We start from the raw sequence: 26933 nt of genomic DNA on the forward strand, positions 1-26933 counted from the left end.
AGCGGGAGGGTTGTCGCATGAGCTGGCAGCAGGTTCATTGATGAGCGGTATTCAATGAAAACCTTTTTCTCCTGCATTCGTTCGATCGTCCTCATTCTGTTCGGACTGGTGGCTCTCATTGCTGCCATAAAAGGACTTGGCGATGCCGCCACGCTCTGGCAGGCACGCAACTGGCCGGTGGTCGCGGCGCGCGTCGATCAATGTTCGATGTATAGGCACTACGGCAAACACGATTCGTGGTGGGAAGTCTCGGCCACGTTCAGTTACGGAAGCGGTTTCGATCGGCACTACCAGGAAAGCTGGACGCCGCCGGATTCGCCGAGATATAGCCGCGGGCCGGATCCTGTCGTCAGCGAGCATGACGAGGAAGCGCTCACCAAACGGTTCTGTGATCGGGCCGCTGCAGGAGGGCTACGGGTGTCGGCCGACCATCCATCGTTCGCGTGGCGAAGCGAAGCTGTCGAGACCGGAGAATGGAAGACCGATCTGGGGATGGGATTGGGGATTGGCCTGGCGGCACTGTTTCTGATCGCGATTGGCGCGTTGCTATGGCCGGGAAGGGAAGCCGCGATGAAGTCGGCCAAAGCAAAAAAACAGCGCAAGGCGGCGGGGGCGATGCGGGAGAATGTGCGCAAGAGCCGCCGGACTGACCCATAAATGGCGGAACACTCTCTATGCCAGCACGGGCTTGGCCAGTCCATGCGGGGAGCGCATGGACGGACCCGCCTGCATCTCATGTTAAGCGCTCACTGCTTGTCGAACGTGACCAGTTTTTTATCATTCGTGTCCGCCACAAAAATGGCCAGTAGCTTCGCGGGTTCCGTATCGCTCGCGTTTTCGCTGACCCTATGATGCGCGCCAGGCTTTTCGGTCCAGTATTCGCCCGCATGAAAGACGCGTTCCTCGCCGTTGTCGACACGGCTGCGGATCGCACCCGACAGCACATAGCCGACCACAAAAGCTCGCCCATGCCGATGCGATGGTGACTTGCCTCCAGGCGCATAGTCGACGACCAGTGCCGTCATCGTTTTGCCTGGAACGTTGGCGATTGCCTCGGTGAACGCGGGCGTAATCGTCTCATGTGGAGCGGCTGTATCGGCGGCGAATACGGGTTGGGAAATTCCAGCGATAGAAAAAACGGCAAGCGCCACCATCGCGATAAGCGTGCGCATTTTCGTGCGATTACGCCTGGCGTTGAATCGCTCGCGTTTGGGATTCGCGTCGACGTGCATGATTTTCACGACTTATTTCCTTCAAGGTTTATGCAGAAATGGTTCGTAGGGGCATGGCTGCGATGAGCTCAAACCGGCATCTTGCGAAACCCGATTGCGAAGCGGTTCCACGCGTTGATGGCGGAAACCAGCAGCGTCAGGTCGACCAGTTCCTCGTCGCTGAAGTGCGGGCGTACGGCTTTCCACACGGCATCGGGTACGTGTTCCTGTGACACCAGCGTGAGCGCTTCGGTCCATTCGAGCGCGGCGCGCTCACGGTCGGTGAAGAAGGGCGTTTCACGCCACGCCACGACGGTGGCCAGACGTCGCTCTGATTCGCCGCCTTTGCGGGCATCGGCGGTGTGCATGTCGACGCAGAAAGCGCAGCCGTTAATCTGGGAAGCGCGCAGACGGACCAGTTCAGTCAGCGATTTTTCGAGGGCCGATTTGCCGATGCGTTCTTCGACGCCAAGCATCGCCTTGATGGCAGCGGGGTTCGCTTTGTAGAAGTCGAGACGTTGTTCCATGATTCACTCCTTGACGGTTTGGACCCACTCAGTGGTTCGGTGAGTACAGGTTAGACGTTCAAGTGGCCTTATTAAATAGCCAGTTTTTTGTAATTTTAGGTAGCCACTTTTTCGAATGACATGGATCTGCGAAAGACGAAGGGGCGATGCCCGGCAAGCTTATGCCGCACAACTCAAAGGACGGTCAGCCGCGTGACTCGTTGTCTCCATGCGAGCCCCCGTGGACCGGCTCTGAAAGTCGTTAATCCATTGGAGCGCGTGGCACCATCATTCGGAATGAGGCATTTTGAGGCGTATCGTGTCGAAATGTTGCGTTCAGAATTCTGATGGAGTAGGCTTCGATGCACGATAACGATGGAACTGCGGCGGCGTCCTGTAACGCGGGCTTGTTGCGAAACCGTCTTCGATACCGAAGCCAGTACTCAAACTTATTAAAGTGTTTTCGAGAGCGCTTGATCTGTGCATGCGTTTCATCTCGGATCGATATGCGGTGAAGGGCGAATTTTCTTGATGATCGTGCTGCTTCTCTAGTCGGAATTCCTTCTGTTTGGCGGAGACCGGACGCTCAATGTCGCCTCCCGTGCGAATAGTCCTGGATGATGGCACGTATTCGATGATGCTTCTTTTAGCTTAACCAGCAAATAGTTGTACACGCATTTTCATAAGCTAGATTCTGCTGCGCATGTCGGGCTTGGGTGACCGCACTGTGCATAAACGTATCGAGGAGATGTCATGTTAATAAATTGTCTACACCGCCGATTTAGTCAATCAGGAATCCTATTGATATTGATTATCACCGGTAGTCTATCCGGCTGCGGCGATGATTTGGGAAAGGCCGTGTCGACGGGACAAGTAAGCCAATCGCCAACGGGCAACACAGCGAGCGGGTCCGGTGCGACGCCAAAGGTACTCGTGGTCGGTCTTTCAGGTGTTCAATACACGGCTCTGCAAGCTGGTATCGCCAACAACCAGTTGCCAAATTTGAAGAGCATGGCGGTCGTTTCAGCCTTGGCCGGTGGGTTTGGCGGCACGACGACACAGCAGCCAACCCTCTCCGGCCCAGGGTGGGCCACCGTCTTGACCGGCACGTGGGCAAATCGTCACGGTGTTCTCAGCGACTATGCGGATCAGGCACTTGAAGCCGATCCACTTTTTAAACTTGCTCAACAGGCGGGAGCAAACGGTACTGCCGCTTTCGCGAGTTGGGGGACCATAAACGCGCTTCTTTCGCCCGCGATCGGGAGTGGTTACGTCAATACGTCAATCGACTGCAACGGTGTGGACAGTTGCGTGATGAGTGCAGCCACTAACGCTATTACTGCAGGCACTGACAGCGTGGTCTTTGCCAACTTGACGGGACCTCAAACAGTTGCGTCCGCGTCGGGTCTGGGAGTCAACTACCCCAACGCTCTCGTTGTCGCGGATAACGAGATCGGTCAGTTGTTCAGTACGATAAAAGCACGTGAAGGTCAAAGTGGCGTAAATGAAAACTGGCTTGTGCTTGTCACAACCGATCAGGGGCTGGACGCAACCGGGAGCGAAAGCGGCCTGCCACTACTCTCGAATCAGACCAGCTTTATCGCTGCAAATCAGACGCTTACGGTTGCTAACGCGACTACTGCTCCCGGCACAATACAGCCTGCGCCCACGTTGGCTCAGCTCACCACGGGCGCAACGCAGGCGGATATAACGCCTACTGTTCTGACGTGGCTTGGCGCGGTGCCGAACGCGAATACCTACGCGATCGACGGCACCTCTCTGGTTGGCAATATCGGAGCCCGATCGCTTCAGGCGACACCCCGAAGTGACCTCGCCAGCTTTAATCTGACATGGACGCCGCCTCCGACAACGCCCTCTCAATTCCAGTTGTACCGGGCAGGCAATCTCATTGCGACATTGTCCGGGAGCGCGCAGTCCTACGTCGACACGCAGCTGGGCGAGAGTAGCAATGGGCTCTACACGTTCAATTACACGCTGGTTGGGAATAATGCCGCGGTGTCGACCCTTGCGCAAATCAACTACGTCCAACCGGTGGTGCTGGATCCGACGCTCGCAAGCGGCTTGATTCACTATTTCTCGTTTAACAGTGGACTGTCGGACGTCATCATCCCTTCGGTCGCGATCGCTCAATTCAACCCGATCTCCACGACCACCGCGTCGTTTGTGGCCGACAATTTCAATGCGGAGGCTCTGCAAATCGCATCGCTGAATACGGCATCGAATGCGTTGAACGGAATGAAGTTGGCGGATGACGTCACCAATAAACCTCAATTCACGGTCGGCTTCTGGTTTTACTCTGGTGACGGGCAAAACGACTCTCCCGTCATCACGAACAAGGACTGGAGCTCCGGGCTCAATCCAGGTTTCACCATTGCGGAGGAAAGTAACGGCCAGCTCAAGTTCAATATTGCAGATGGCTCAGTTCGGTCCGACGGTTCGCTCAACTTTACGAAGAATGCGTGGATCTATGTCGCCATGACCGTGGACACGACAAGTACCAAAACGGCTACTGGGTACATCGATGACCCGGTTTATGGCCTGGAAACGACGACGCTCAGTATGAGTTCGATGAACATGTCGAAGATACCTGGCGTGTACGGCACCATCGGCTTCAACGAGAGCGCAACCGGAAAATACTATTCAAGCGGACAAGGCATTCCGGGCACGATGACGTTCAATGACATGACGATGTGGAACAAGGTATTGACCTCGGCGCAAGTCAATTCGCTTTATGCATCGAACAAGTCTTTGTCGACACTCAACCCATAACCGCAGGTGGCGTGATGAACTACTTAACTTCATCGTCTCTTGATCGTATTCGCGTTGCCGTACCGGCATGGTGCGTTGTCGGAATGATCTTCTTGTGTTTGACGGCGTGTGGTGGGGACTCACCTTCGTCTTCCTCCTCCAATTCGAGCGGTGGGGGAACGCCGGTGCAGGCCGGGGCAAATGCGGCCTCTGGTGCGAGCGCCGTGACTCCCGTGCTCCATTGCGCGCCATGAGCATGGTCCTCAGATGCATTAGCGATCAAGATAAACAGGGGTGAAGAAATGCATTCAAATACACGACGCAATTTTCTAAAGATGGCAGCGGGGTCCCTTAGCGCTTCGGCAATGAGCGCCATGATTCCCTCCCTTATCCGCGAAGCGGTTGCAGCGCCGGCAGCGAACACAACTGGAACGATCAACGACGTCCAGCATATTGTTATTTTCACTCAGGAGAATCGGGCTTTCGACCATTACTACGGCTCGCTACAAGGCGTGCGCGGTTTCAACGATAGATTCGCCATTACCTTGCCCAACGGTGCGCCTGTCTGGCAACAGCCCACCAGCAGCACGGGCAGCTACATTTTGCCGTTTCATATCGACACCACGACTACCAGTGCTATATGTATCGGCGCTGCCGCAATGGACTATCCGACCGACATCGGCATCTGGAACCACGGTCTTTACAACGCGTGGAATACGGCAAGAACCCCCGGGCTGGGGATGAGCTACTTTACCCGCAATGATTTGCCGTTCTATTACGCGCTGGCGGACGCTTTCACAATCTGCGATCAGTATCACTGTTCGACGCTTACGCAAACGAATCCAAATAGACTTCACGTGTTCAGCGGCAGCAACGGTTTGTCGGTCGGACAAACGGCCGTACTCGACAACTCGGAGCCTGTATCGACGTGGCCGACAGTAGCCGAGACCTTGCAAGCGGCGAATATAAGCTGGCGCGTCTATCAGGAAACCGATAATTTCGATGACAATGCGCTCGCATGGTTCGCAAATTTCAAGAACGCTCCAACTTCCAGTCCGCTTTACAAGAATGGCCTCGCAACTGTGCCGGACATCGTGCAAGCGTTTGCCTCGGACATCGCCGCAGGAACGCTTCCTCAGGTTTCATGGATCGTGGCGCCGGCGGCCCAGTCCGAGCACGCCGACTATCATCCGTGTGACGGCGAGGATCTTACCGCTCGTCTGCTGGCGACCCTGGTTGCCAACCCCAAGGTTTGGGGGGCGACAATCTTCCTGCTTAACTATGACGAGAACGGAGGCTTTTTCGATCACGATCCGCCGCCGATGCCGCCCGCTTCTGGCACGCAAGGGCAGACCACCATGACGACGCAAGGCGAGATAACAGCGGGACAGCCGATCGGCCTCGGGTTCAGGGTGCCAATGCTGGTGATTTCTCCGTGGAGTAAGGGGGGCTATGTTTGCTCCCAACTGTTTGACCACACCTCGACAATTCGCCTTATTGAAGAGCGCTTTGGGATTCATTGCCCCAATATCAGCCCATGGCGCCGGTCTGTTTGCGGCGACCTGACGTCGGCCTTTAACTTCAAAACGCCCGACGCAACCGCGCCGAGTCTCCCGGGCACCAGTACATATGTCTCGACGGGGAACAGCGAATGCAGCAACCTGCCGGCTCCTACCGTACCCACGACCCAATCGATGCCGACCCAGGAGTCGGGCACGCGCCTTTCACGCGCTTTGCCCTATGAGCTCCACGCCAGCGGTCGAGTCGTACCCTCGGCGACTTCGTTCTGGCTAATCGTTGCAAACTCCGGTACGGCGGGCGCTGCCTTTCAGGCTTTCGACCTGGATACGCCGTCTAATCCGCCGCGTCGCTACGCGGTGGACGCAGGTGCTCAGATCACGGATAGCTGGAGCGGATCCACCTTGACGGGCACCCGATACTCACTCGCCTTGAAGGGGCCGAACGGCTTCTACCGTCAATTCTCAGGCGACATTGCCTCCACGTCGGGAAGCAATGCCGCGAATCCGGAGATTAGAGTTTGCTACGACGTAGCGAACAGCGCGGTGTATCTGACCATGATCAACACAGGTACGGCGACTTGCACATTTGTAATTGCTGCCAATGCATACGTAAGCGGAGGTCCATGGACTTTTCAGGTGGCCCCCGGCACGGTGGCGGAGACCAACTGGTCCGTCACATCGAGCGCCAACTGGTACGACTTCACCGTAACCGTCCAGCAACAGACTGCCTTCCTGCGGCGGTTCGCCGGGCGGTTGGAGAGCGGCAAAGACCTGACCAGCGACCCCGCTGCAGCGTGAACTGCTGTAGATCCTGCGTCGGGTCGTTCGCTCCCAGACAGCCGCTCCGGCGGCTTTTTTTATAAAGCTTGCCGCGAGGCACGTATATCTTCTATCGCGCACTGCCAGACGTGAAGTCGCGCACACACTTCATCAGGAACAACGCTTGCTGATTCTGAGGTTCGAGCCAGTGCGAATCATCGGCTGGCGCCGCTAACGCAAGGAGTGTTTCCATGGCAGGAAAAACCGGTAGCCGTCAGCCCGCCAAGCCGGCTGACGACAGTAAATCGCAGGATCTCGAACAGTTTCGCGTGCGTCCCGACGGTGCAGCGCTGCGAACCAATCAGGGCGTGAAGATCGCCGACAACCAGAACACATTGCGCGCTGGTCCGCGTGGTCCCTCGCTCCTCGAAGACTTCATCATGCGCGAGAAGATCACGCATTTCGATCACGAGCGGATTCCCGAGCGCATCGTGCATGCACGTGGTTCCGCCGCACACGGCGTATTCCAGTTATACGAGTCGATGACCGAGTACACGAAAGCCGCGTTCCTGCAGGACCCGGCCGTGCAGACACCGGTCTACGTGCGTTTTTCCACCGTTCAGGGGCCACGCGGCTCGGCGGATACGGTGCGCGACGTGCGCGGGTTCGCGGTGAAGTTCTACACGCAGGAGGGTAATTACGATCTGGTGGGCAACAACATGCCAGTGTTCTTCATTCAGGATGCGATCAAGTTTCCGGACTTCGTACACGCCGTCAAACCGGAAGCGCCCAACGAGATGCCCACCGGCGGCTCCGCGCACGATACGTTCTGGGATTTCGTGTCGTTGGTGCCCGAATCCGCGCACATGGTGCTGTGGACCATGTCGGACCGCGCGATCCCACGCAGCTTCCGTACGATGGAGGGTTTTGGCATTCACACCTTCCGCTTCGTGAATGCGCAAGGCAAGGCGCGCTTCATCAAATTTCACTGGCGCCCGGTGCTGGGCTCCTATTCGTTGTTGTGGGACGAAGCACAGAAGCTCGCCGGCAAGGATCCCGACTTCCATCGGCGCGACCTGTGGGAGGCAATCGAAAGGGGCGACTTCCCCGAATACGAACTCGGAGTGCAGATCATCGAGGAACAGGACGAAAACAGCTTCGGTTTCGATCTGCTCGATCCGACCAAACTGATTCCGGAAGAACTCGTGCCGGTAAAGATCATCGGAAAAATGACACTCAATCGCAATCCTGACAATTTCTTTGCTGAGACCGAACAGGTCGCGTTCCATCCTGGGCACGTCGTGCCCGGCATCGACTTCAGCAATGACCCGTTGTTGCAAGGTCGGCTCTTTTCGTACACGGATACGCAGATCAGCCGGCTGGGCGGTCCGAACTTCCACGAGATTCCGATCAACCGGCCGGTGTGCCCGTTTCATAACAACCAGCGCGACGCGATGCATCGCCAGGCGATCAACGTCGGGCAAGCTTCCTATGAACCCAACTCGCTGAACGGAGGCTGGCCGAAGGAAACCGATCCGGCGCCGTCAGACGGCGGTTTCGAGAGCTATCAGGAACGTGTCGACGGTGTGAAGATCCGTGTGCGCAGCGAGTCTTTTGCCGATCATTTCTCGCAAGCCGCGCTTTTCTATCGCAGCATGTCCGAGGTCGAGCAGGAACATATCAGCGCCGCGTATCAGTTCGAGCTCGGCAAGGTAACGAAGCCGGAGATTCGCGAGCGCGTGGTGAACGAGATCCTTGCCAATTTCGACGCCGGTCTGGCTGCGAAGGTCGCGGCTGGCTTGGGCTTGCCCGCGCCAAAGAAGGGCAACGCACCACCCGCGTCGAAGCCGCAGACTTCGCCGGCACTGAGTTTGCTCAATCGCGTGAAGCCGGGCATCAAGACGTGCAAGATCGCGTTGCTGGCCGCGCCGGGTTCCGACGCCGCGTCGATCAGGAAGCTTCAATTAGCGCTGCGAGGCGAGGGCGCGACGCCTTTGCTGATTGCGCCGACCCTCGCGGCGATCGATGGTTTGCAGCCGGACGCGACGATTGCCGGCATGCCGTCGATCATGTTCGACGCAGTGATCGTCTGCGGAGGCGAGGCCGGCGCGAAAACGCTGGCGCAATCTGGTGACGCCCGACATTTCGTGCTCGAAGCGTTCAAGCATCTGAAAGCGATTGCCGCGCTAGGGGCAGGGCACGATGTGCTGACGGCAGCCCAACTGCCAGACCATGCCGATGGTGTCGCAACCGGCGACGACAGCCACAGCGCCGAGGTGCTAAAAGCGTTCATCGCGGCGGCGGAACAGCATCGTGTATGGTCGCGCGCGGCGCTGGCGCAAACGGTACCGGCATAACGTAACGACGACCGACACGCATAGCCCACCATCACGCCTCGACGGATCAAACCGGTTCGTCGAGGCGTGAAGTGATTTGGGAAGCAGGGATTGCGCGCCGGGGTCACTCATCCCATGAGTCGTGGCGGCGGCCAAGCCAACGCCGGTTTGAAAAAGATGTGCGGCGCAATGCAGACTTTGTCCAGCAAGCGTGGATCCGAGTTAACCCGCAGACCTTGGGTTAAAAGCCGTGGCGAACCGAAAGTGTCGCGCCCGTATCGTGTGAATGGAAAACCGCCACACGCGCAGTGCCGGAAAAGACCCAATCGTTGACGGTCAGCGACAGCCTTCGCTGCGGTTGCGCACCGAGCGTTAGAGTCGTGTCCGACAACTGGACGATTGAGAGTTGCGGCGCCGTCGACGGACCCAGATGGAGATAATTTGACGCCTGCTGCGGCGGCGCCTCAGGCGCTGATGCGGCCTTGCCGGCGCCGAGTTGGAAGTCGTGGGTCACCTGTGAGCTATAGAAGTTCTCGATTTGAGCGTAAAACGGTTGCCCCTGATCCGACTGATATTCCATTTCATAGCGCTGCAGATAGCGTTGAGGCTCCGGAATGGACGAAGCAGCCTTCTCGGGCGGAGGTGCGATATTCGCAATGGTCATCTCTTCGGGCAGGTCCATGGTAACGCCGCCCGCGAACGCGTATCCGCTCAGCAAACAAAATATTGCGCCGACAATCCTTTCGCTCAGGCAGGTCATGGCCATGCCTCCAATGAAGGAATTGAAACGTCACATCACTGACTGCCATGTCTGAACAGAATGCCTTTGCAGCTTCATTTGTATTAATACATTGTAGTCAAGCAATTGCCAGATTTTGGAAGGAAAGTACGACGCCCCAGCGCGCTGCGCGTTGCAGGTTCCAGCCGGGCAAACCGGTCATGCGTGTGTCGTTCCTGCTCGTGGTGGCAGCGTGCCGGGCGTGATGACGGCCGCTGTGCCGCTCGACTGGCAACTGACGTCGATCGTTGCCGCCGGGTTGGTTCTTTGGATTGCTAAACGCGGTGGCCGCGCATTGCTGGTGCGTGTGGGGAAGTAGCCTTTAGCCGGTGCATCGTCCGGAATTCCTTAGCGTCGGGCGAGGAGGGCGATGCTTTCTTCATCCTGGTTCGTGGTTTGGGTTACTCGCTCTCCGTCTGCGTGAATTTGTGAATCCCGTTTGGTGACGACTGTGGACGGATTTTCACGGCGATTTTCGAATTTGAGAAAGAGATCAACGATCGCGCGAGTGGGTATGCTGGTTGACAAGGTTGCTATCTTGATCGGGCTGAACCAGTGACATTGCGAGATTTCATTGCCGGGCTCGGGCGACGCGTCCCGCGCGAGATCGGCGGAGAAAACATGATGCCGCTTGTTCAGTCCGCCGAACTGGAACAGGTACATCAACCCGGTTTCAAAAAGATTCGCTTCTTCTTCCAGTTCGCGTCGCGCTGCATCCAGGGGCGTTTCGGACTGCTTTATCGTGCCGCCAGGTAGCGACCACCGCGAGCGCGCGCGAGCGACCAGCAGCACCTTGCCGTCGCGTACGCATACGATTGTGGATCGATCTTTCATGCTCTTCAGTCTATGAGGTGATGCTTCCGTATACAGAGCCGATTGTGAACCAGCTTAGGGTTTTCAACGTGAAGAATAGCCCACTGGGGACATCCTAACGTGGGTGACACTCCGGTCGTCGGTCTGCGTGTGTGTCGGCCGGAATGCGCTCGCCTTGCCGCTGTAGAACGCGACTGACTTGCCATGGCGTATCCAGATCCCCGCGCGTCGCCTCGAAGTAGCTGACCTGCAGCCGATCCAACTCATGCATGCTGATCGTGATGAATCCACGTCCGTTCATGTCCGGCTCCCGGGCTGTGCTCATGCCGCAGCATGCGCCACAGCCGCCGGCCCGGAGCCGGGAACCGGACATTTCTAATGAGCCAGAACCAGACATTACTAAAAAGCTCTGACATCCATGTCAAAGCCATTTTCAAATGTCCGCTTTCTGGCTAGATAGAGATGTCCGCTTTTAAGGGGTTCAAGGTTTGCTTCTCATGGGGTAAGGATCACGCAGTGTCGAAGAGTCCGTCCTGAATGGGCAGGGCGCTTACGCCTGTTCCACTGTCCCTTGCAGACCGCTGGCCAGGTTTGCTGGATTGCTGCTTCACCTCTCTACGCTGGGCAAGATCCACGATCGCATGCTTGACATCGGCCTGAGTGAATTCGCGTTGTTTCTTCTTGCCCGGCAAACGGTTTTGGCCCTTCGTTGGCGCGCCAAGATGAGTCCGGGACGGTGCCTTGCCAATCCGGGTGTTATCGCGTTGAGCCTGCATCGCCTGCGAGACCTGAAGCACATGGCCCAGTCGCTTGTGTTCAACGACTGCGCCCTGATCGATTTCGGCCAGCCGGTCGTACTGCCTGCACGCCAGAACACGGCCGTCCACCCGGAGTTCGATACGCCCGTCCGGGTACTCCCAGACCTCGATATATCGATCAATCAGCTTCCGGTGCTCCGGCGTGTCAGCCAGCAAGTACATGACCCGGTCGTACTGCACCGTCAGCGATTTCGTCACCTTCCGCGGCTCACGCCACGTAAGCACCGTGTCAAGGTTCTCGTCAACCCGCAGCAGCCGGTGCGCGTCGAAGTCGCTCTTCGGCGGCTTCGCAAAGCGTGCGTTGAAGTCGGCAATGAAGTGCGGTACGAAGGCGTTGGCTGCCTCCCTGGTGTTGATTCCCCGCAGCCGCAGTTCCTTGACCAGACGGTCCTGCAACGTCAGATTGGCGCGCTCGACGCGCCCCTTGGCCTGACTGCTGTTCGCGCAGAACGTGTCGATGTTCAGCTCGTACATGGCGCGGCCGAAGTGCGTCACACGGTTCTCTGTCTTGCCAGTGGTCGTCTTGCGAAACACGCTGGCCTTGTCGCTGTAGAACGCGCCAGGCTTGCCGTGGCGCTCGATGTACGCGCGCGTCGCCTCGAAATAGCTGAAGGTCGACTCGCTCGCCGTGAAATGCAGCGCTATCAGCCGGCTGGTCGCGTCGTCGACGTACACCAGCAGCGTGCATTGTGGCGCCCGGTCCTCGAACCACGCGTGCTCGCTGCCATCGATCTGGATCAGCTCGCCCAGGCAAGCTCGTCGCGCACGCGGCTGGTAGATCTTCGGCGGACGTTGACGGCGCGGAACCCACAGGCAGGCATCCATCATCAGTTGTCGAATCGTTTCCTTCGACAGGCGGATGCCATGGCATTCACGCAGCTTCTCGCACGCCAGCGTCGGTCCGAAATCGGCGTAGCGCTCCCGTACGATGGCCAGGGCACGTTGGGCCAGATCGTTGTCCAGTCTCCGATTCCCGGGCATGCCGCGCTTGCGCGAGACCAGTCCAGCAGCGCCAGAATCGCGATATCGCGTCACCAGACGGCGTATTTGCCGCGTCGTCAGACCCAGACGTTCGGCTGCACGCCACGGCTTGAGCCGTCCATCCGTCACGTCCTGAATGAGCTTGAATCTGTCCAGTTCCTGCATCGTCATTGTTATCCGTTCTGTCACAGCCATCGAAGTCTCCAGCGCCGAAAAACGGCGGCTGGAGAGCATACGACGGCATCAAAAGCGGACATTTCTATGTAGCTAAAAGCGGACATTACCGTCTAGCCACTACACACTTAATTGTTGATAATTTATATTATGTCAAATTAAATTACCAACTAGCTCACCGCACATGCTCGAGTCGTTCGTTAAAGCAAATTTGTTCCCGTTTTTAGAGTAATTTTGTTCCCACTAGCATATTGGGCGCTGCCGTTTTCACTGCGGCAATTGCGCCAAACATACGCAGATCGAACGCCTTGCGCACTACGTACCAGATGATCGAAGCTGCCGATCCCCGCAAAAAAACGCCTCCCCGATCCGGCGTCGTTCAGGTCCGCGACCTGGCCATCCGCACCGCGAGTTAGTCGGAAGCCATGCGTCAGCAAGATTGTGCCGACATCCTGTGGCGCACTCCCTTAGCCGCCCCCCTTCTTATCGCTCTGCTCAACTACGGCATAGCGGTCATTTAGACGACGTACAGATCAAGCGCCCACCAAATGAGTTGCTCAGGGCCGAATAGGCACGCGCCCATCCGAGGTCTTTCCCCGTTTTCATCGCCATGCAATGTTGGAATGAGCGGACACAAGAGAACGAACAGTCGGGGTATTTTGCATTCGGCGGTCTATGTGAACCTTGTTATTTGCGCTGGTGGTCTTTGCCTGTGCCGGTATCTGCATGCTGCTCGACTCGACGTGTATCAATTGCGACAAGAAGATTCCGGCCTGAGTGGTTAGGTGTCGCGAAGGCCGTCGAACTGGAGTGCGTCGGTTAGCATCAAACGCCGCTAACAAAAATTAAAACCGAGTCACGTGGGACCCGAAACAGGCTCATTCCACGTCTCTGCGGGAGCCGAACGATCGCCGGGTGCGGCCCCATGAGCTGCAACTCGGCCCTGTACGTTTTCCGAGGCGCGGTTTCACACGTATGACGATTTCACACGCCTGCCGGCCGCGCGACGCCTCACCCAGCCGAACTCCGGCATGAACCGCCAGACGAGCAGCAGCAACGCAAGCAGAGCGGGACACCAGCGCAAATCGGTCGGCACCGGCTCCTCGTGAGCGAGTCGCGTATCGAGCATGGCGTCGCTCAACGACGCCGCACTCGACAGGCGCCGATATCCGAAGCTGATCTGTCCGGCCACCGCCGCCAAGTAATACCCATGCAATTCGGACAGCTCCTCGTGACTTTTCGCCGGCGTTGTGGAACCCGGCACCGGTGGAACCTGGATCACATCCTCTGGCTGCCAGTAGCCGTCGCGGGTACCGTCGGCATCGGTGCGTGGAATGGGCGCGGCTTGATCGCCACCCACGCCGATCAGCCAGCCCTTCACCTGAGCCGCCGGGTTGATGTCCCGCGTCAGCGTGTCAGACGGCAGGACCGGCGGTGCCTCCTGCCCATCAGTGACGAACACGACGGCCGCGCCATGACCGACGTCCCGCGCCACGCGAACCGCGGAATAGACGCCGCCCTCCGCGATGCGGCTCCAGTTGGTCCAGCGCATGCGCCAGTCAATCCTGTCGAGCGACGACAGCAGCGCGTCATAGTTACTGCAGACTTCAACAGGCGGCAGTAACAGCAAAGTCCGCTGACCGGTGAACACACTCCAGCCGACCTTCGAGCCGCAAGGCAATTGCCCCAGCGCGTCGCGCATCGCAGCCCGCGCGAACACCAGCCGGCTCGCCGGCGCGCCATTCAGCGCGACGTCCTCGACGTCCATGCTTTGCGTGATATCGAAGGTGACGATGTAGCTGAACGTATTGCGCGGCAGTGTCACGCGCGGCATGGCGACCGCCGCGATCAGCAACAGGAGCGCCACTGACGTCATCCAGTGGCGCCTGCCGAAAAAATCACGCGCCTGCGCGCCGAAGCTCACGGCAGATCCTTGCTTTGCGGGTCGCTCACCTTGACGTTGTGCTGCGACTTGACGTCAGGCGCATCCGACGTGGAACGCGTTTCGGGCGCGAGCCACAGCGCCCGCTCGAGGTTGTAACGCGCGTCCCAATCGTCCGGCGTCGCACGCAGCAACGTACGGTAGCGCGCCTTGGCCTCCTCGATCATGGCGACCGAATGAACAGTGCCAGACGCGCTGTTGCCCATGCCCTCTCGCAGGTACATGTTGCCAAGATCGAACAGCGCCGCACGTCCCACCTCGTCAAGGCGCTCACCGCGGATCAGGTCCTCGAAGAGCGGGCCTGCCGTATCGTAGGCGCCCGCTTTCGACAGCGCCATTGCGCGCGCGAGTCTGACCTGGCGGGCCTCGTCTCTGCCGCGGTCGTTGCGCGCAGCGCCTGTCGTGCTCGCTTTGCCCGCTGTTTTGCCAATTTCTCCCGCCACTGCAACAGTCGCCTGATTGACATGCTGCGCGTGCTGCAGGCGAGCCCAGTCATACCCTGCCGCCCCAGCGCAGCACAGCGCGACTGTCGCGAAGATGATGTGAATCGACGCGCGCTTCACGACCATGCCCGCACTTGAAACAGCCGCAACGCCAGCAGCACCGCGCAACCACACAGCGCCACTGCGAAGCAATACGGGCTGAAATCCTGCCGCGGCAAACGCTCGACAAATGACGTCAGCGCGTTTTGCTGCCGGTTGATCTCAGCCATGGCATCCACCATCGCCTTCGCATTGCCAGCCTGGAAAAGCCGATAGGGTGTCTTCAGCGAGACGAAGTAGCGATGCAGTTCGGCTTCGGCCGAAGACTCGTTCGCGGGAACCGTGGTGTTCAGATCGGGACTGTAGATGCTGCTGCGCAAATAGATAAAGTAAAGCGCGATCTGGTTGCGCAGCAGTCCATCCTGGATAAGCCGCCGAACCGGCGCGTCGAGTTTCGCGCCACCGTCGGAGACGAGAACGATCGCCCGGCGGCCCGACGAGGCCCGCCCATCGAACTCGCCGATCGCCGCCAGCAGCCCACGGTCGAGTTGCGTGTCCGGCATGCCGCGGCCCACCGCCGTGCCCGCGATCGCCGCCTCGATCACACGGTGGTCGTAGGTAAACGGCATTGCAAGCACCGAACTGGTGCCGAACATCATGAACGCGAGCCGGTCGTTAGGCCGTTGGGCAACGAATCCGGTCAACGAAGCGCGCGCCACCTTGTTCTTCGATTCGCCCGCCGGCGACTCCGCACCTTTGCTATTCATCGTTTCGTCCATGCTCGCACTGCGATCCATCAGGATCAGAATTTGCGCCCCGCTGCCCGTACGCAACACTTGCCGGTGCGAGCGTCCTGGACCGGCCAGACCGACGACGATCGCCGCTATCGCCAGCACGGCACTGCCCCGCCCGATAAAGCCGATCCATCGTCCGACGCGATCGCCCGGCAGCCAGGCGACCCAGGAGAATGCCAACGTGTCGCCGCGCCGTGGCAACAACGGCAGCGCGGCCAGCGGTAGCAAGACGAGCAGCCACGGATAGGAAAAATCGAACGCCATGTTCATCGCTGGTGGCCCTGCTCTGCGCGATACAGTTCCCGGCATAGCACCTGCAGCGGATAAGGGGCCACCGCCTGTGCAGGCGTGAAGAATCGCTCGGTCGATTGCCGATAGAACTGTTCAAGTTGCGCGCGGAGTGGTTGCAAATACGGCGCTTGAGCGAACAGGCTGGGCAGAGAACCCTGGTGAACGACGTGGCCCGCCGTTTCGTTCAGTGCGCGGTGCAGGCAGAGCCACGCATCCGCGGACGTATCGACGTTCGGCCCGTCGAGCCGCCGCATCTGCCGCCAGGCGCGCGCGAACGGCAGCCGGGCCGACTCGCGCCAGTTGCGCCACAACCACCAGCCCGCCCACCACAGCAAAGTCAGCAGCAACAGGCCGAGCGCGAGGCTCTCCTGTCGGCGTAGCGGCGCGATCGACACAGGGGACGCCTGCCGGTCGGGCCGCATCCCTTGCAGGTCGCCGGCATTGAACGGGTCGGCGGGTGTCATCGGGGCGACGCTCAGCGGCCACTCTGCAACGTGCAGCGTCGCACCGGACGCAGTCGTCAAGGTCAACGCGGGCAATGCAATCCTGGTGAGCGTCGGCGCGACGTTGACGACCTGGTAGTCGATCGCCATCCACCGGCGACCCTCAGCATCGGTTTCGAACCGGGCAAGCCGGCGCTCAAGCCACGCGCCAGTGCGGCCGATGGAAGGCGACGCCACCGAACCCACATCGCTATCGCCGGCTGGCAGCAGAATACGTTGCGTGAGGACGTCTCCGAGCAGGTAGCCGAATGCGCGCGGCTGTTGCACCGTGAGCTGAATGACAGCGGCCGGGGCCGCGGCGACGCTGATCACTGGCGCGAGCGCTAGCGCGGTGACGAACATCGCCGCGACACGTATTCGTCGAAGCGAACCACTCGCCCTGCCAATCCGCCGCCCACAAGGTCTCATGCGATGGCCTCCAGAAAGTAGCGCGACATCGCCTCTGGATCAAAAGCGTTCTCGACATAAAACGGCTGGATTCCGCGCTTGCCGAACACTTCCGAGAGTTCTGCACGCCGCCGCACGACGGCCCCGCACCAACGCTCGCGCACACTGCCGCGCAGCCACAGCGTGCGTTGCCCGGCGGACTCGACGTCGTTGACAGCAAGGAGCGGCCCGCCGTTGGGCGGCGCGATCTCAGCCGTGTCCCAGACAACCATTGGGACCACGCATGCATGGACCAGCAAGTCGAGTACGGCGGGCAACTCCGGAAGCGGCCAGTGGAAGTCGGAAACAAGGAAAACCAACGCCTGCCGTCCAGCCAGAGTCGAAGCGGCGCGTTGCAGCGCTGCGATACTGCTGCCCCCGGCTGCAACGCTCGTGCTCTCGCGCAACATCGTCGCGAGCACGTTGCCGACGCCTCGACCATATCGCGCCGGCATGAAGAGATCGTCGCGCGCGCCGGTATCGAAGGCAAGCATGCCCAACTGATCGCCGACACGGAACGCGCTGTATCCCAACGCCTCGACAAAGTCCGCGGCAACCTGCAACTTCGTCTGGTGCATACCGAAGTGCATCGACGCGGAGACGTCGACGATCACCTGCACGGGTACCGCGGCGCGCTGCAGGTGAACCCGCACCAGCCACTCCGAGCGTGCGGCGCGCACGCTTGCACGCAGATCCAGGCGACGCGGATCCGGGTAGTCGAACAGGCGGCCGTGCATCGCGAATTCCTGACCGGCGCCGAAGCTCGATCCCCGGTGCGAGCCGGGACGAAATCCCCCAGCGCGCATCGGCAATCGGTAGTGAAATTCCGATGTCCCGTTCATGATTCAGGGTACGGCAAGCCTGTTCATAATTTGCGCGGTCAGGGCTTCAGCGAGTTCCTGGCGGCGCAGTTCATAGATCGGCGTGAAGAACACGCGATGCCCAAGCGCGGGCATCAGCACGGCATGAATGTCTTCCGGTATCAGATGTGAGCGGCCGGCCAGCCACGCCACCACGCGGGCTGCCCGCAACAGCGAGCTCATGCCTCGTGGGCTCGCGCCCGCCAGAATGAGCCGGTCCATATCGACGCCGTCGAGCGCAATGCCGAAACGCTGCGGTGTTTCCGTTGCCTGCCAGATGTCCAGGACATAGCGTTCGATCGTTGCACTCGACTGCACACTCTCCTGAATCGCCGCGCCGACCTGATTCAACTGTTCCCACGGCACGATCGCGGGCGAGAGCCGTGCAAGCAGCCTGTCGACGTCATGGAAGGCCGCGTCGAATACCAGCGCGCGCCGCACCTCGGGCTCAATCGGCGTGGGCATGCCCAACTCGAACAGGAAGCGATCGCGCGCGGCCGATGCAAGCTCGAAGGTCTCTTCCTTCTCGACCTTGTTGCGATCGGCGAACACCGTCATATGCGGGAAGCGATATTCGCGATCGAAGGCCCACACCGAACGCTCCGCCATCGCGCGCAGCAGGAGCGACTGAACCTGCGGACGGGCACGATTGATTTCGTTGAAGAAGAACGTGGTCAGCCGCTCACCATGTCTAAGAAGCGGACCGGGATCGATGCGCGGCTTCCCCTCGGCGTCGACGTACGTGTGATAGACGAGGTCGCCTGGCATCAGATCGATGGTGCCCTCGACACGCTCGAATTCCCCGCCCACGACCCGCGCAAACGCGCGCAACACAGTCGTCTTGCCGACACCGACGCCGCCTTCGAGGAGCACATGACCGCGGGCAAACAAGGCGACGTTGATGAGACGGATGGTCTGCGGCTGGCCGATCACGGCTCTCGATATCTCGTCTTCGATTTGCAGTGCATGCAGACGCCAGTCCTGAAGCAGTTCGCCAGAACCCATCGATGCAATCCCCTATGGCAGGCAACCCGGAGCACGCTCATCGTGAACCAGCAAGACGAACGTGCTTCTCATGGAAATGTGCGGACGTCGCCGCATACTCCGTGCCAGCACGCCGGCGGATGCAGCATGCGCGCTCGCGCGACGAAAGATGTCACCCTGTCACTCCTTTCGAGTACATAGTGTGCCGCTACTGCAGAATCCCGACCCATATCACTGAGATGCATCGGTACCTTCCGAACCCGCTGCCGCACTGTCGGCAATCAGTCCGACCAGCGCCATCGCGCCACGGCGCCAGGACAGGTCGGTATTGCCGCGAATGTCGACCGAGCGCTGGAATACGGTTGCCCCGCTGGCGACATCTTCGACGTGCAGGTTGATATTGAGGATCAGGTTGCTGACCTTCTGGACCCAGCATCTGCCGACCTGCTCGACGCTGAGTTTGCGTCCCACCTGCCGTGCACAATCGGCGCATGTGTTCAGATCCCGTGACACGCCGAGTCGAGCAATCAGATCTGCAGCGGGGGCATTGTCGGCGACGTGATAGCGCCGGCTATTGCGCAACTGCTCACGCAACGCATTGCTGACCATCTCGATGCGCGCCTGCTGGATGCGGTTGATCTCGGCGTCGTTGTAAGCCGCGTTATCGTCGATCAACACGCAGTCCATGACCGCGATCGAGGTCGGCGCACCGAGCGCCTGCGAACAGGCGAATGCCACGCAGATCATGCCAACGAAGCGCACATGGCGCACATAGCGCACGAGCGCCGCACATGCCGGGACGAGACCGCTCATTTCAGAACTCCTGCTTTCACGGGCAATGTGGCGAATTCCGCGTACTCGCGCTCCAGATAAACGGCGGCCTGCTCGAGCAGAAACTGCCTGAATACCGTACAGGTCGGGGACAGCTGCTTGGCCCGCAGATGCACGATCTGCCACGTACGTTCAATCGGCGTGCCGTTCACGTCGAGCAAGGCGATTTCCTTCGTACGCAATTCCAGCAGCAGCGTATGGAGAGAAATCAGGCTCACCCCCATGCCCGCCATCACCGCCTGTTTGATCGTTTCGTTGCTGCCGAGCGTGACGACCTTCGCGGGCGTGAACAGATGCTGCCTGAACATTTCCTCGGCGGCCATGCGCGTTCCCGAACCGGGCTCGCGCAACAGGAACGTGTCACCCCGCAGTTCCTGCAGATCGAAGCGCCGCGCGCCGCACAGCGGATGGTTCAGCGGCGCGATCACCACTTGCGGATGCCACGCAAGCGGCTCCGTGGTGGTATCGAGTTCCGGCGGCGGCCGCCCCATGATGGCGAGGTCGATCGCATTGTCCTGCAGCACGCGCAGCAGCGCGTCGCGGTTGCCGACCGAGAAGTGCACGTCGACCTTGGGATACAGGTGCGAATACATGGCCAGCAGCTTCGGCGCGAAATACGTCGCGGAACTGACGATGCCCACCGCGATCGAACCGCTATCGGCCTGCTTGAGCGACGTCATCGCGTCTTCGGCATCCTTGATTTCGCCGAGAATCCGGCTCGCGCGATGGCTCAGCTTTTCGCCCGCTTCGGTCAAGGTGAGTTTGCGCGCGATGCGTTCGAACAGACGCAGGCCCACCGCGTCCTCGAGCTGATGAATCTGCATTGACACCGCCGGCTGGGTCAGATGCAGTTCCTCCGCGGCCCGTGCGAAGCTCGTGTAGCGGCTCGCCACGACGAAGATCTGCAACTGACGCAAGGTCAGCGAGCGGATAAAATTCACCTTGACGCGACCTCGCTAACGGCTCGCCCGAGGCGCATTGGAAGGCTTCACAGGCACACTCGGCGCGTTCGCCGGCGGTGGCAGTTTCCGCAACACCGCCTGGAAGCTCAGCGTCTGGGTATGCAACGGATGCGCGAAATCGTTGTTCGCGCCAGGCACGTCGGTGCGGATCAGCGCGATCTGGCCCGGCACCGTATCGGCGATCAGAAACGTGTAGCGCTTGCCGGTGTATTGCGCGAAGCGTTCCGCATTGGGGTCGCCCAGGTACGGCTGCACGACGATCTGTTGAGCCTTCACGGACTTGCCGCCGACCTGGCTCGTCACCGTCTCGATCTTCGGTCCCGCGGCGAGCGCGAGCCGCAAGCGCTGCTGGAAATAACGGCGCTGGCCGCCCGTCAGGTGCTCCATCTCCGCGATGTCGCGCTCGAGGAAATAGATGATCACGGGGTTGCACTGCAAGCCGCCGTTCGGCAACGGCACCGCTCCACTGTGATCGGACACCTGGGCATCGCCTTTGGCGTTGTCCGGGCTCACCACCAGCACCCTGACGATATCCGTGCTGTGCGCCGGCTGGTCAGAGCTGAGGAAGGCGTAGTCGAGCTCGGTTTGCTGCTCGATGCCGTGCAGATGATCCGTCGTGAAGATGAGCCGCTCGGCGGGCGAGATTTCGTCGGTGCCCGCAGCAAACACCGCGGCATGCATCGTACAAGCCACGCACATGATGCACACCGCGAGCGCGCGGTGCGACCGCCTCTGCGCCCCCCTCATGGCGACCCATCCGGGGGCTTGCCGGCCGGCGTGTCGACGGGCTTCAGAAGCGGCACTTCGTAACTCGTGAGGATGCCGTCGATCTTGTCGTGGTTCTCGCCGATCCATTGATCGACCTTGTCCTTCCACGCTTTCTCGCCGTAGCGCACCCCCATCGAGATCGTATAGTCGAAGCGGATTCCCGGCGTGGCCGGGAACGGTACCAGCTTCACCGTATCGCCGGAGCGCTTGGCAAAGTAGCCCGCAATCGGTCCCCACAGGAACACGACATCGACATTGCCTGCCTGCAGATCGTGTTCGATCATCTGGCCGGGATATTCCTGCGGGTCGCCGCTTTGCACCTGATACGAAACCGCCTGATCGATCAGGTCGTGACTGAGCAGCCAGTCGACCGCAGGCGTCTGCGAGAAGATGCCGAAGCGCAGCTTGTGCAGCTGGTCCGGCGGTAGTTTGAGCAGGTCATCCGGCGTATTGACGCCAGCAAGCTCGGGCCGCTTCGTGAACACCATTGCATACGTGGAGCGTAGGTATGGCTGAGTCGTCGAGGTCATGTCGTAGCCTTTCGGCACGCCGATGATCAGATCGCATTTATAGCGCTCGGTATCCGGCACCTTCTCGCGCAAAGTGTGGCGTACAAAGCCCATGCGCTGCGGAAAATAGGTGTATTCGAGCTTGTAGCCGAAATCACTTGCCATCTGGCTTGCGATGCGGTTCTCGTAGCCCTCGCCTTTGTTGTTGGACAAAGGCATGTTGTTCGGGTCCGCGCAGACCCGCAGCACGCCGTCGGCGCCATCGTTATTGGGCATTGCCTCGCCCTGGGCACGCACCGCGCCGCTCGCAATCACCGCGTAGCACAGCGCGGCGGCCACGAACGCGACGTGCGCGGACATTCGTTTGCCATGACGCATCAATAATCTCCTGAGGTAGAGACGGGGGCGCTATTTCGCGTCGAGGGCCTGCAGATCGCCCGGCTTGATCTGCCCGTCGGAACGCCCTTTCAGATAGGCGTAGAGGTTCTCCCAGTTCTTCTGCATCATCTGGCTCGAACTGAAGTCGGGCATGCCCTTCGCCACGCGGCCGCCGAATACCGTACGATGGAACTCGTCCTTGTCCAATGTCTTGAATGCATCGACAAGCGAAGGTCCGACGAGCCCCTGCTGCTGCGCGCCGTGGCAGCGTTCGCAGTCAAGCGCACGCCATGTCCTCCACCCTTGCAGCGTATTCGTGTCGACCTTGCTGCCGTCGACCACCTTGTACGCCACCTGGGCAATCGCGGGATTGGTCTGGGCAAACGCGGCAGGCAGCACGACGAAAACGACGGGCAGTGCCGCCCGCAACAAGATTGATCGGCCTTTCATATGCAGACGTCTCCTTCAAAGTAAGGCCCCGCCCCGATGCGTTTCATCGACGCATCCGTGCAATGGCGCGGGCCAGATGACTCGTAGATAACTCATATGACTGAAGGCGCTGCCGGCCGCCCAATCCTCCGCAAGGGCAAACCGGCTGTGCGATTCAATCTGGCCCGGCCACTCAGCTGCTGCCGCCGGGAATGGTGAACACGAAGAGCGTGCCGCCCAACGCCGTGTACTTCGCAAGCTCGCGATAACCGCCCACCGCGCCGAGCCCTTCGGTCGACTTCTCAAGACCCGCCGCCATGCCGATACCAGCCCAGCCGCCGATACCCGAGTACACGCCGATGAACTGCTTGCCCTGGTACTCGTAAGTAAACACGTTGCCGATGATCCCCGACGGGGTCTTGAAGCGCCACAGTTCCTTGCCGTCCTTGATGCGGACTGCCTTGATGTAGCCTTCCAGCGTGCCGTAGAATGCGATGCCACCAGCGGTGGCCAACGCGCCCGACCACACCGAGAACCGCTCCGGCTTCGACCAGACTATCTTGCCCTTCGAGGCATCCCACGCAATGAAGTTACCCATCGCGTTGTTGTCGTTCGGGCCCGGATACATCGACAAAGTGGCGCCGACATACGGCTGGCCCGACACGTAGTCGACATCGAACGGCTCGTAGTCCATACACACGTGATTGGTCGGCACGAGGAAGAGGCTCGTGTTCGGGTCGTACGCCGCCGGTTGCTGGTCCTTCGAACCAAGCGCCGCCGGACAGATGCCCTTCACGTTGTGGTCGGAGCCGGCCGCCTGCGTCGAATACGCCGCGTTGCGAATCGGCTTGCCGCTCTTCATATCGACATGGTCAGCCCAGTTCACCGCCGGATCGAACTTCTGGGCAACGAGCAGTTGACCGGTCACGCGATTCAACGTGTAGCCGAAACCATTGCGGTCGAAGTGAACGATAGCCGGTACCTTCTTGCCGTCGATCGTCAGGTCCGACAGGATCATTTCATTGACGCCGTCGTAGTCCCATTCGTCATGGGGCGTCATCTGGTAGACCCACTTGGCTTCACCGGTATTCAGATCACGCGCGAAGATCGACAGCGACCATTTGTTGTCGCCCGGACGTTGCGTCGGATTCCATGTACCCGGATTGCCGGTGCCGTAATAGACAAGGTTGAGCTTCGGATCCCATGCATACCAGCCCCAGGTGGTGCCGCCGCCCAGTTTCCACTGGTCCCCCTTCCAGGACTTCAGCGACGAGTCCGAGCCCACCGGCACCATCTTGCCGTCGGCATAGGTCATCGTCTTGTCGGGGTCCATCAGCATGTCCTTGTCCGGACCCGTGCTGTAGGCTGTCCAGGCCGGTTTCCCGGTCTTGATGTCGTACGCGATGAGACGCCCGCGCACGCCGAACTCGCCGCCCGAGATGCCGGTCAGCACCTTGTCGCCGAATACGTGCGGCGCGTTGGTGTTGGTTTCACCCGCTTTCGGATTGCCGTTTTGCGCGGTCCACACCACGTCGCCGGTTTTCGCGCTCAACGCGACGAGTTTGGTGTCGGCCTGCTGCAGGAAGATCTTGCCGTCGCCATACGCGAGCCCGCGGTTGACGGTATCGCAGCACATCACGGACACCACCGAATCATCCTGCTTCGGCTGGTACTGCCAGATGAACGTCTGATCCTTCAGGTTGATTGCAATAACCTTGTTGGGGAACGGCGAGTGGATATACATGGTGTCGCCGATCACGAGCGGCGCGCCTTCGTGGCCGCGCAGCACGCCGGTCGACATGGTCCATGCGACCTGTAGTTTCCCGACGTTGTTTTCGTTGATCTGCTTGAGTGGGCTGTAGCGGTGATTGGCATAATCGCCCGCCTGCGCCGCCCAGTTGGACGGATTTTTCATGAGCCCGTCGAGCTGCGAATCGGCCTGTGCAACGATAGAGCTCAAGGCTGCCGACGCGAGGATCGCGAGCCCAAGAACCGTGGTGCGTAAGTTCATGTCTCCTCCAGAATGGTCTTGCTGTTCAACTCACGAATGACCCACGCTACCTCGTCGCATCGGGCGCGCCTCCTCGAATGCGGGTAACGATCAGCGCCCTCTCCCGATCGTTGTCGGGCTTTGCGGCGCATGACGGCCAACGCATATTCCATGCCGGAATCGAACTGCCGTGCGCATCGTCTGCCGCCACAAGCTCGTCCGCACACGCCGCGCGGCGCATTGGGCCGCGCGTCGGGCCGCGTACTGGGCCGATTCGCGCCACCCTCGCATCACCTTCGGATCACGCACGATCCGGCGCAGCGGTGTCACGGCCGTGACCGGCTGCGTCGCGCCACGTGGGACATTCTGTGTCATGCCCCGATACGAAGCGTGTCCGTCGCGAGGCAAGCAGCGAGAGAACACCCCCGCCCACACGCGATCATGTGACTGGCCCGTCAATTGCAGCGTGTCAGACGGTTATGGGTGGTTCCAACACGTGCGGAGCAACGATCATGGCAAACGCAGAACAGGTCTATTCCGACGAGGAGATCCAGCAACGCCTCGTCGGTCCGCTACAGCACTGGTATCTGGAAGACGGCTGGCTGCGGCGCAAATATCGCACCGAAGGCTGGAAAGGGACGTTGATGGTGGTGAACGCGGTGGGCCACCTCGCGGAAGCCGCGTGGCATCACCCGGATCTCACGGTCTCCTATGCATTCGTAACCGTGAAACTGAAAACGCACTCCGCGAAGGGCATCACGGACAAGGACTTTGCGCTCGCCAGCAAGATCGAATCATTCATTCAGTGGCAGCCGGGAACGGAAGGCGGCCCGCTCGAAGGCACGCCAACCGAGGACCAGCGCTTCCGCTATATCAAGTACGACGCGCCGAAAACCGCGCAAGGCGGTTGAAGCCGGCGTCGCACTGCGGGCCTGGTACGGCTTTCGCTTGAAGTCCCCCGCCGGGCCGCTGCGCCGCGGCACGCGCCGTCGCCGCGATGGCCCTTCGGGTACGCCCGCTAATGCACGACAAGTCAAGCACGAACAAGGACACTCGCGATGCAGCTTCACAGTCGCCGCCTTCAGCCTCATGCCTCCGTGACCGTCGATGCGCCCGCGCGGCTGCACCTCGGTTTTCTCGATCCGAACGCCTCGCTGGGACGCGCGTTCGGCAGCCTCGGGCTCGTGATCGACGGCGCCGGCACTCGCGTCGAGGCGCGGCTCGCCGGTCGCGACCGGATCGAAGGCGCGGTGACCGATGCGGAGCGCGAGCGCATCACGCTCTGTCTGGAACGGCTGCACGCGGCCTACGACCCGACTCCCGTCGCTATCGAGGTGACCCAAACGCCGCGCGCGCACAGCGGCCTGGGATCGGGCACGCAACTCTCGCTCGCGGTCGGCAGCGCCTTCGTTCGTCTACTCGGCCACGTCGCCACCAGCGCCGAGCTCGCGAGCCTGCTCGGACGCGGCGCGCGCTCGGGCATCGGCGTCCTCGGCTTCGATGCCGGCGGCCTGCTGGTGGACGGAGGACCGTCCGGCGATCTGCATCCGGGCGTGCCGCCTCTGCTCGCGCGCCAGCCGTTTCCGGATAGCTGGCGCGTCCTGCTCGTCAGCGACAACGCTCGCGAGGGTCTGCACGGTGCTGAAGAACGCCGCGGCCTTGCCGCGCTCGCGCCGTTTCCGCAAAAACTCGCCGCGCATCTGTGCCACCTCGTCCTGATGAAGATCCTGCCGGGCGCCGCGGAGCGCAACATCGTGCCCTTCGCGCATGGCCTGACGGAGATGCAGCAGACCATCGGCGAATACTTTGCCCCCGTGCAAGGCGGCGTGTTCGCGAGCCCCGATGTCGAGCGCGCGCTGCGCGCCGTGGCCGCGCAGCGAACCGCGGGCATCGGCCAGAGCTCGTGGGGACCGACGGGCTTTGCGATCGTCGCTAACGCGCACGAGGCCGAGTGTGCGCTCGCCACGGCGCGCGAGGCCACGCGCGGCATGCCGCACATCGAATGCACGGTCGTCGCGGGACGCAATCGCGGCGCGACGGTGCGCTCCGCCGAAGCCCGGCAGCAGCACCGCAGCGACGCCGCATGACGTGCCTCGGTCCCGCGCCGCTACCTGCGAAT

25 protein-coding genes are annotated in these 26933 nt (G+C 60.5%); 7 read left to right on the top strand and 18 right to left on the bottom strand.

Annotated elements, in window-relative coordinates; translation table 11 throughout:
* Window positions 1–54 precede the first annotated feature (54 nt).
* Window positions 55–657 (top strand): DUF3592 domain-containing protein, encoded by a 603-nt coding sequence (locus PQR40_RS15015; protein ID WP_408509284.1) that lies wholly within the window; start codon window positions 55–57, stop codon window positions 655–657.
* 89 nt (window positions 658–746) lie between these two features.
* Here the strand turns inward: PQR40_RS15015 and PQR40_RS15020 are convergent, their stop codons facing one another.
* Entirely contained in the window at window positions 747–1172 is a 426-nt protein-coding gene (locus PQR40_RS15020; protein ID WP_408223277.1) for a cupin domain-containing protein, read from the bottom strand.
* Between the two features lie 128 nt (window positions 1173–1300).
* Window positions 1301–1738, bottom strand: coding sequence for a carboxymuconolactone decarboxylase family protein (locus tag PQR40_RS15025; protein ID WP_408389323.1), 438 nt, complete (start codon window positions 1736–1738; stop codon window positions 1301–1303).
* Between the two features lie 780 nt (window positions 1739–2518).
* On the opposite strand from PQR40_RS15025, the gene PQR40_RS15030 reads away from it, so the two are divergent.
* Window positions 2519–4507, top strand: a complete 1989-nt coding sequence (locus tag PQR40_RS15030) for an alkaline phosphatase family protein (RefSeq protein ID WP_408509285.1) — start codon at window positions 2519–2521, stop codon at window positions 4505–4507.
* Window positions 4508–4526: 19 nt separating this feature from the next.
* On the opposite strand, the gene PQR40_RS15035 is transcribed toward PQR40_RS15030, so the two are convergent.
* Window positions 4527–4862 (bottom strand): hypothetical protein, encoded by a 336-nt coding sequence (locus PQR40_RS15035; protein ID WP_408223239.1) that lies wholly within the window; start codon window positions 4860–4862, stop codon window positions 4527–4529.
* On the opposite strand from PQR40_RS15035, the gene PQR40_RS15040 reads away from it, so the two are divergent.
* Both PQR40_RS15040 and katE read left to right on the top strand, forming a co-directional pair.
* The gene (locus tag PQR40_RS15040) at window positions 4852–6804 is read left to right on the top strand and encodes a phosphocholine-specific phospholipase C (protein WP_408509286.1); all 1953 of its coding nucleotides are present in this window, start codon (window positions 4852–4854) and stop codon (window positions 6802–6804) included. The two genes, PQR40_RS15035 and PQR40_RS15040, sit on opposite strands and share 11 nt — an antisense overlap.
* A gap of 212 nt (window positions 6805–7016) precedes the next feature.
* Window positions 7017–9122 carry a catalase HPII gene (gene katE, locus PQR40_RS15045; RefSeq protein WP_408509287.1) on the top strand — a complete coding sequence of 702 codons (2106 nt, stop codon included), beginning with the start codon at window positions 7017–7019 and terminating at the stop codon, window positions 9120–9122.
* A gap of 220 nt (window positions 9123–9342) precedes the next feature.
* Here katE and PQR40_RS15050 read toward each other — a convergent pair whose 3' ends face one another.
* On the bottom strand, window positions 9343–9783 hold the full coding sequence (locus PQR40_RS15050) for a hypothetical protein (protein WP_408485809.1): 441 nt from the start codon (window positions 9781–9783) through the stop codon (window positions 9343–9345).
* A gap of 193 nt (window positions 9784–9976) precedes the next feature.
* Here PQR40_RS15050 and PQR40_RS15055 point away from each other — a divergent pair, with 193 nt between their 5' ends.
* Complete coding sequence (locus tag PQR40_RS15055; protein WP_408509288.1) at window positions 9977–10198, top strand: hypothetical protein; 222 nt, start codon at window positions 9977–9979, stop codon at window positions 10196–10198.
* Window positions 10199–10227: 29 nt separating this feature from the next.
* Here PQR40_RS15055 and PQR40_RS15060 read toward each other — a convergent pair whose 3' ends face one another.
* The 14 genes from PQR40_RS15060 to PQR40_RS15125 form a co-directional block, all read right to left on the bottom strand.
* The gene (locus PQR40_RS15060; RefSeq protein WP_408509289.1) at window positions 10228–10713 is read right to left on the bottom strand and encodes an NUDIX hydrolase; all 486 of its coding nucleotides are present in this window, start codon (window positions 10711–10713) and stop codon (window positions 10228–10230) included.
* Window positions 10714–11201: 488 nt separating this feature from the next.
* A complete protein-coding gene (locus PQR40_RS15065) occupies window positions 11202–12686 on the bottom strand; it encodes an ISNCY family transposase (RefSeq protein ID WP_408509290.1) in 1485 nt (494 codons plus the stop codon).
* Between the two features lie 946 nt (window positions 12687–13632).
* Entirely contained in the window at window positions 13633–14541 is a 909-nt protein-coding gene (locus PQR40_RS15070) for a vWA domain-containing protein (RefSeq protein ID WP_408338192.1), read from the bottom strand.
* A gap of 44 nt (window positions 14542–14585) precedes the next feature.
* Complete coding sequence (locus PQR40_RS15075; RefSeq protein WP_408509361.1) at window positions 14586–15170, bottom strand: tetratricopeptide repeat protein; 585 nt, start codon at window positions 15168–15170, stop codon at window positions 14586–14588.
* Entirely contained in the window at window positions 15167–16153 is a 987-nt protein-coding gene (locus PQR40_RS15080) for a vWA domain-containing protein (protein ID WP_408509291.1), read from the bottom strand. Before PQR40_RS15080 ends, PQR40_RS15075 begins: the two co-directional genes overlap by 4 nt.
* Window positions 16150–17085 (bottom strand): calcium incorporation protein MxaA, encoded by a 936-nt coding sequence (locus PQR40_RS15085; protein WP_408338179.1) that lies wholly within the window; start codon window positions 17083–17085, stop codon window positions 16150–16152. The genes PQR40_RS15080 and PQR40_RS15085 overlap by 4 nt, the downstream gene beginning before the upstream one ends.
* On the bottom strand, window positions 17082–17945 hold the full coding sequence (locus PQR40_RS15090) for a DUF58 domain-containing protein (protein ID WP_408338177.1): 864 nt from the start codon (window positions 17943–17945) through the stop codon (window positions 17082–17084). Before PQR40_RS15090 ends, PQR40_RS15085 begins: the two co-directional genes overlap by 4 nt.
* A 3-nt stretch (window positions 17946–17948) precedes the next feature.
* Window positions 17949–18968 carry an AAA family ATPase gene (locus PQR40_RS15095; RefSeq protein ID WP_408230769.1) on the bottom strand — a complete coding sequence of 340 codons (1020 nt, stop codon included), beginning with the start codon at window positions 18966–18968 and terminating at the stop codon, window positions 17949–17951.
* A gap of 210 nt (window positions 18969–19178) precedes the next feature.
* Window positions 19179–19760 carry a DUF3280 domain-containing protein gene (locus PQR40_RS15100; RefSeq protein WP_408230767.1) on the bottom strand — a complete coding sequence of 194 codons (582 nt, stop codon included), beginning with the start codon at window positions 19758–19760 and terminating at the stop codon, window positions 19179–19181.
* Window positions 19757–20719, bottom strand: coding sequence for a LysR family transcriptional regulator (locus PQR40_RS15105; RefSeq protein ID WP_408509292.1), 963 nt, complete (start codon window positions 20717–20719; stop codon window positions 19757–19759). The genes PQR40_RS15100 and PQR40_RS15105 overlap by 4 nt, the downstream gene beginning before the upstream one ends.
* 15 nt (window positions 20720–20734) lie before the next feature.
* Window positions 20735–21439, bottom strand: a complete 705-nt coding sequence (locus PQR40_RS15110; protein ID WP_408484763.1) for a hypothetical protein — start codon at window positions 21437–21439, stop codon at window positions 20735–20737.
* A 44-nt stretch (window positions 21440–21483) separates the two neighbouring features.
* A complete protein-coding gene (locus PQR40_RS15115; RefSeq protein ID WP_408509293.1) occupies window positions 21484–22395 on the bottom strand; it encodes a substrate-binding domain-containing protein in 912 nt (303 codons plus the stop codon).
* Window positions 22396–22425: 30 nt separating this feature from the next.
* A complete protein-coding gene (locus tag PQR40_RS15120; RefSeq protein ID WP_408230756.1) occupies window positions 22426–22845 on the bottom strand; it encodes a c-type cytochrome in 420 nt (139 codons plus the stop codon).
* 172 nt (window positions 22846–23017) lie between these two features.
* The gene (locus PQR40_RS15125; RefSeq protein WP_408509294.1) at window positions 23018–24835 is read right to left on the bottom strand and encodes a methanol/ethanol family PQQ-dependent dehydrogenase; all 1818 of its coding nucleotides are present in this window, start codon (window positions 24833–24835) and stop codon (window positions 23018–23020) included.
* Between the two features lie 491 nt (window positions 24836–25326).
* Between PQR40_RS15125 and PQR40_RS15130 the strand changes: the two genes are divergently transcribed.
* Together PQR40_RS15130 and PQR40_RS15135 are read left to right on the top strand one after the other, a co-directional pair.
* Window positions 25327–25725 carry a 4a-hydroxytetrahydrobiopterin dehydratase gene (locus tag PQR40_RS15130; RefSeq protein ID WP_408197013.1) on the top strand — a complete coding sequence of 133 codons (399 nt, stop codon included), beginning with the start codon at window positions 25327–25329 and terminating at the stop codon, window positions 25723–25725.
* Between the two features lie 147 nt (window positions 25726–25872).
* Window positions 25873–26901 (top strand): beta-ribofuranosylaminobenzene 5'-phosphate synthase family protein, encoded by a 1029-nt coding sequence (locus tag PQR40_RS15135; protein ID WP_408307676.1) that lies wholly within the window; start codon window positions 25873–25875, stop codon window positions 26899–26901.
* Window positions 26902–26933 lie beyond the last annotated feature (32 nt).

This window comes from Paraburkholderia sediminicola (genome assembly GCF_046026855.1).
Classification (GTDB): Bacteria; Pseudomonadota; Gammaproteobacteria; order Burkholderiales; family Burkholderiaceae; genus Paraburkholderia; species Paraburkholderia sediminicola_A.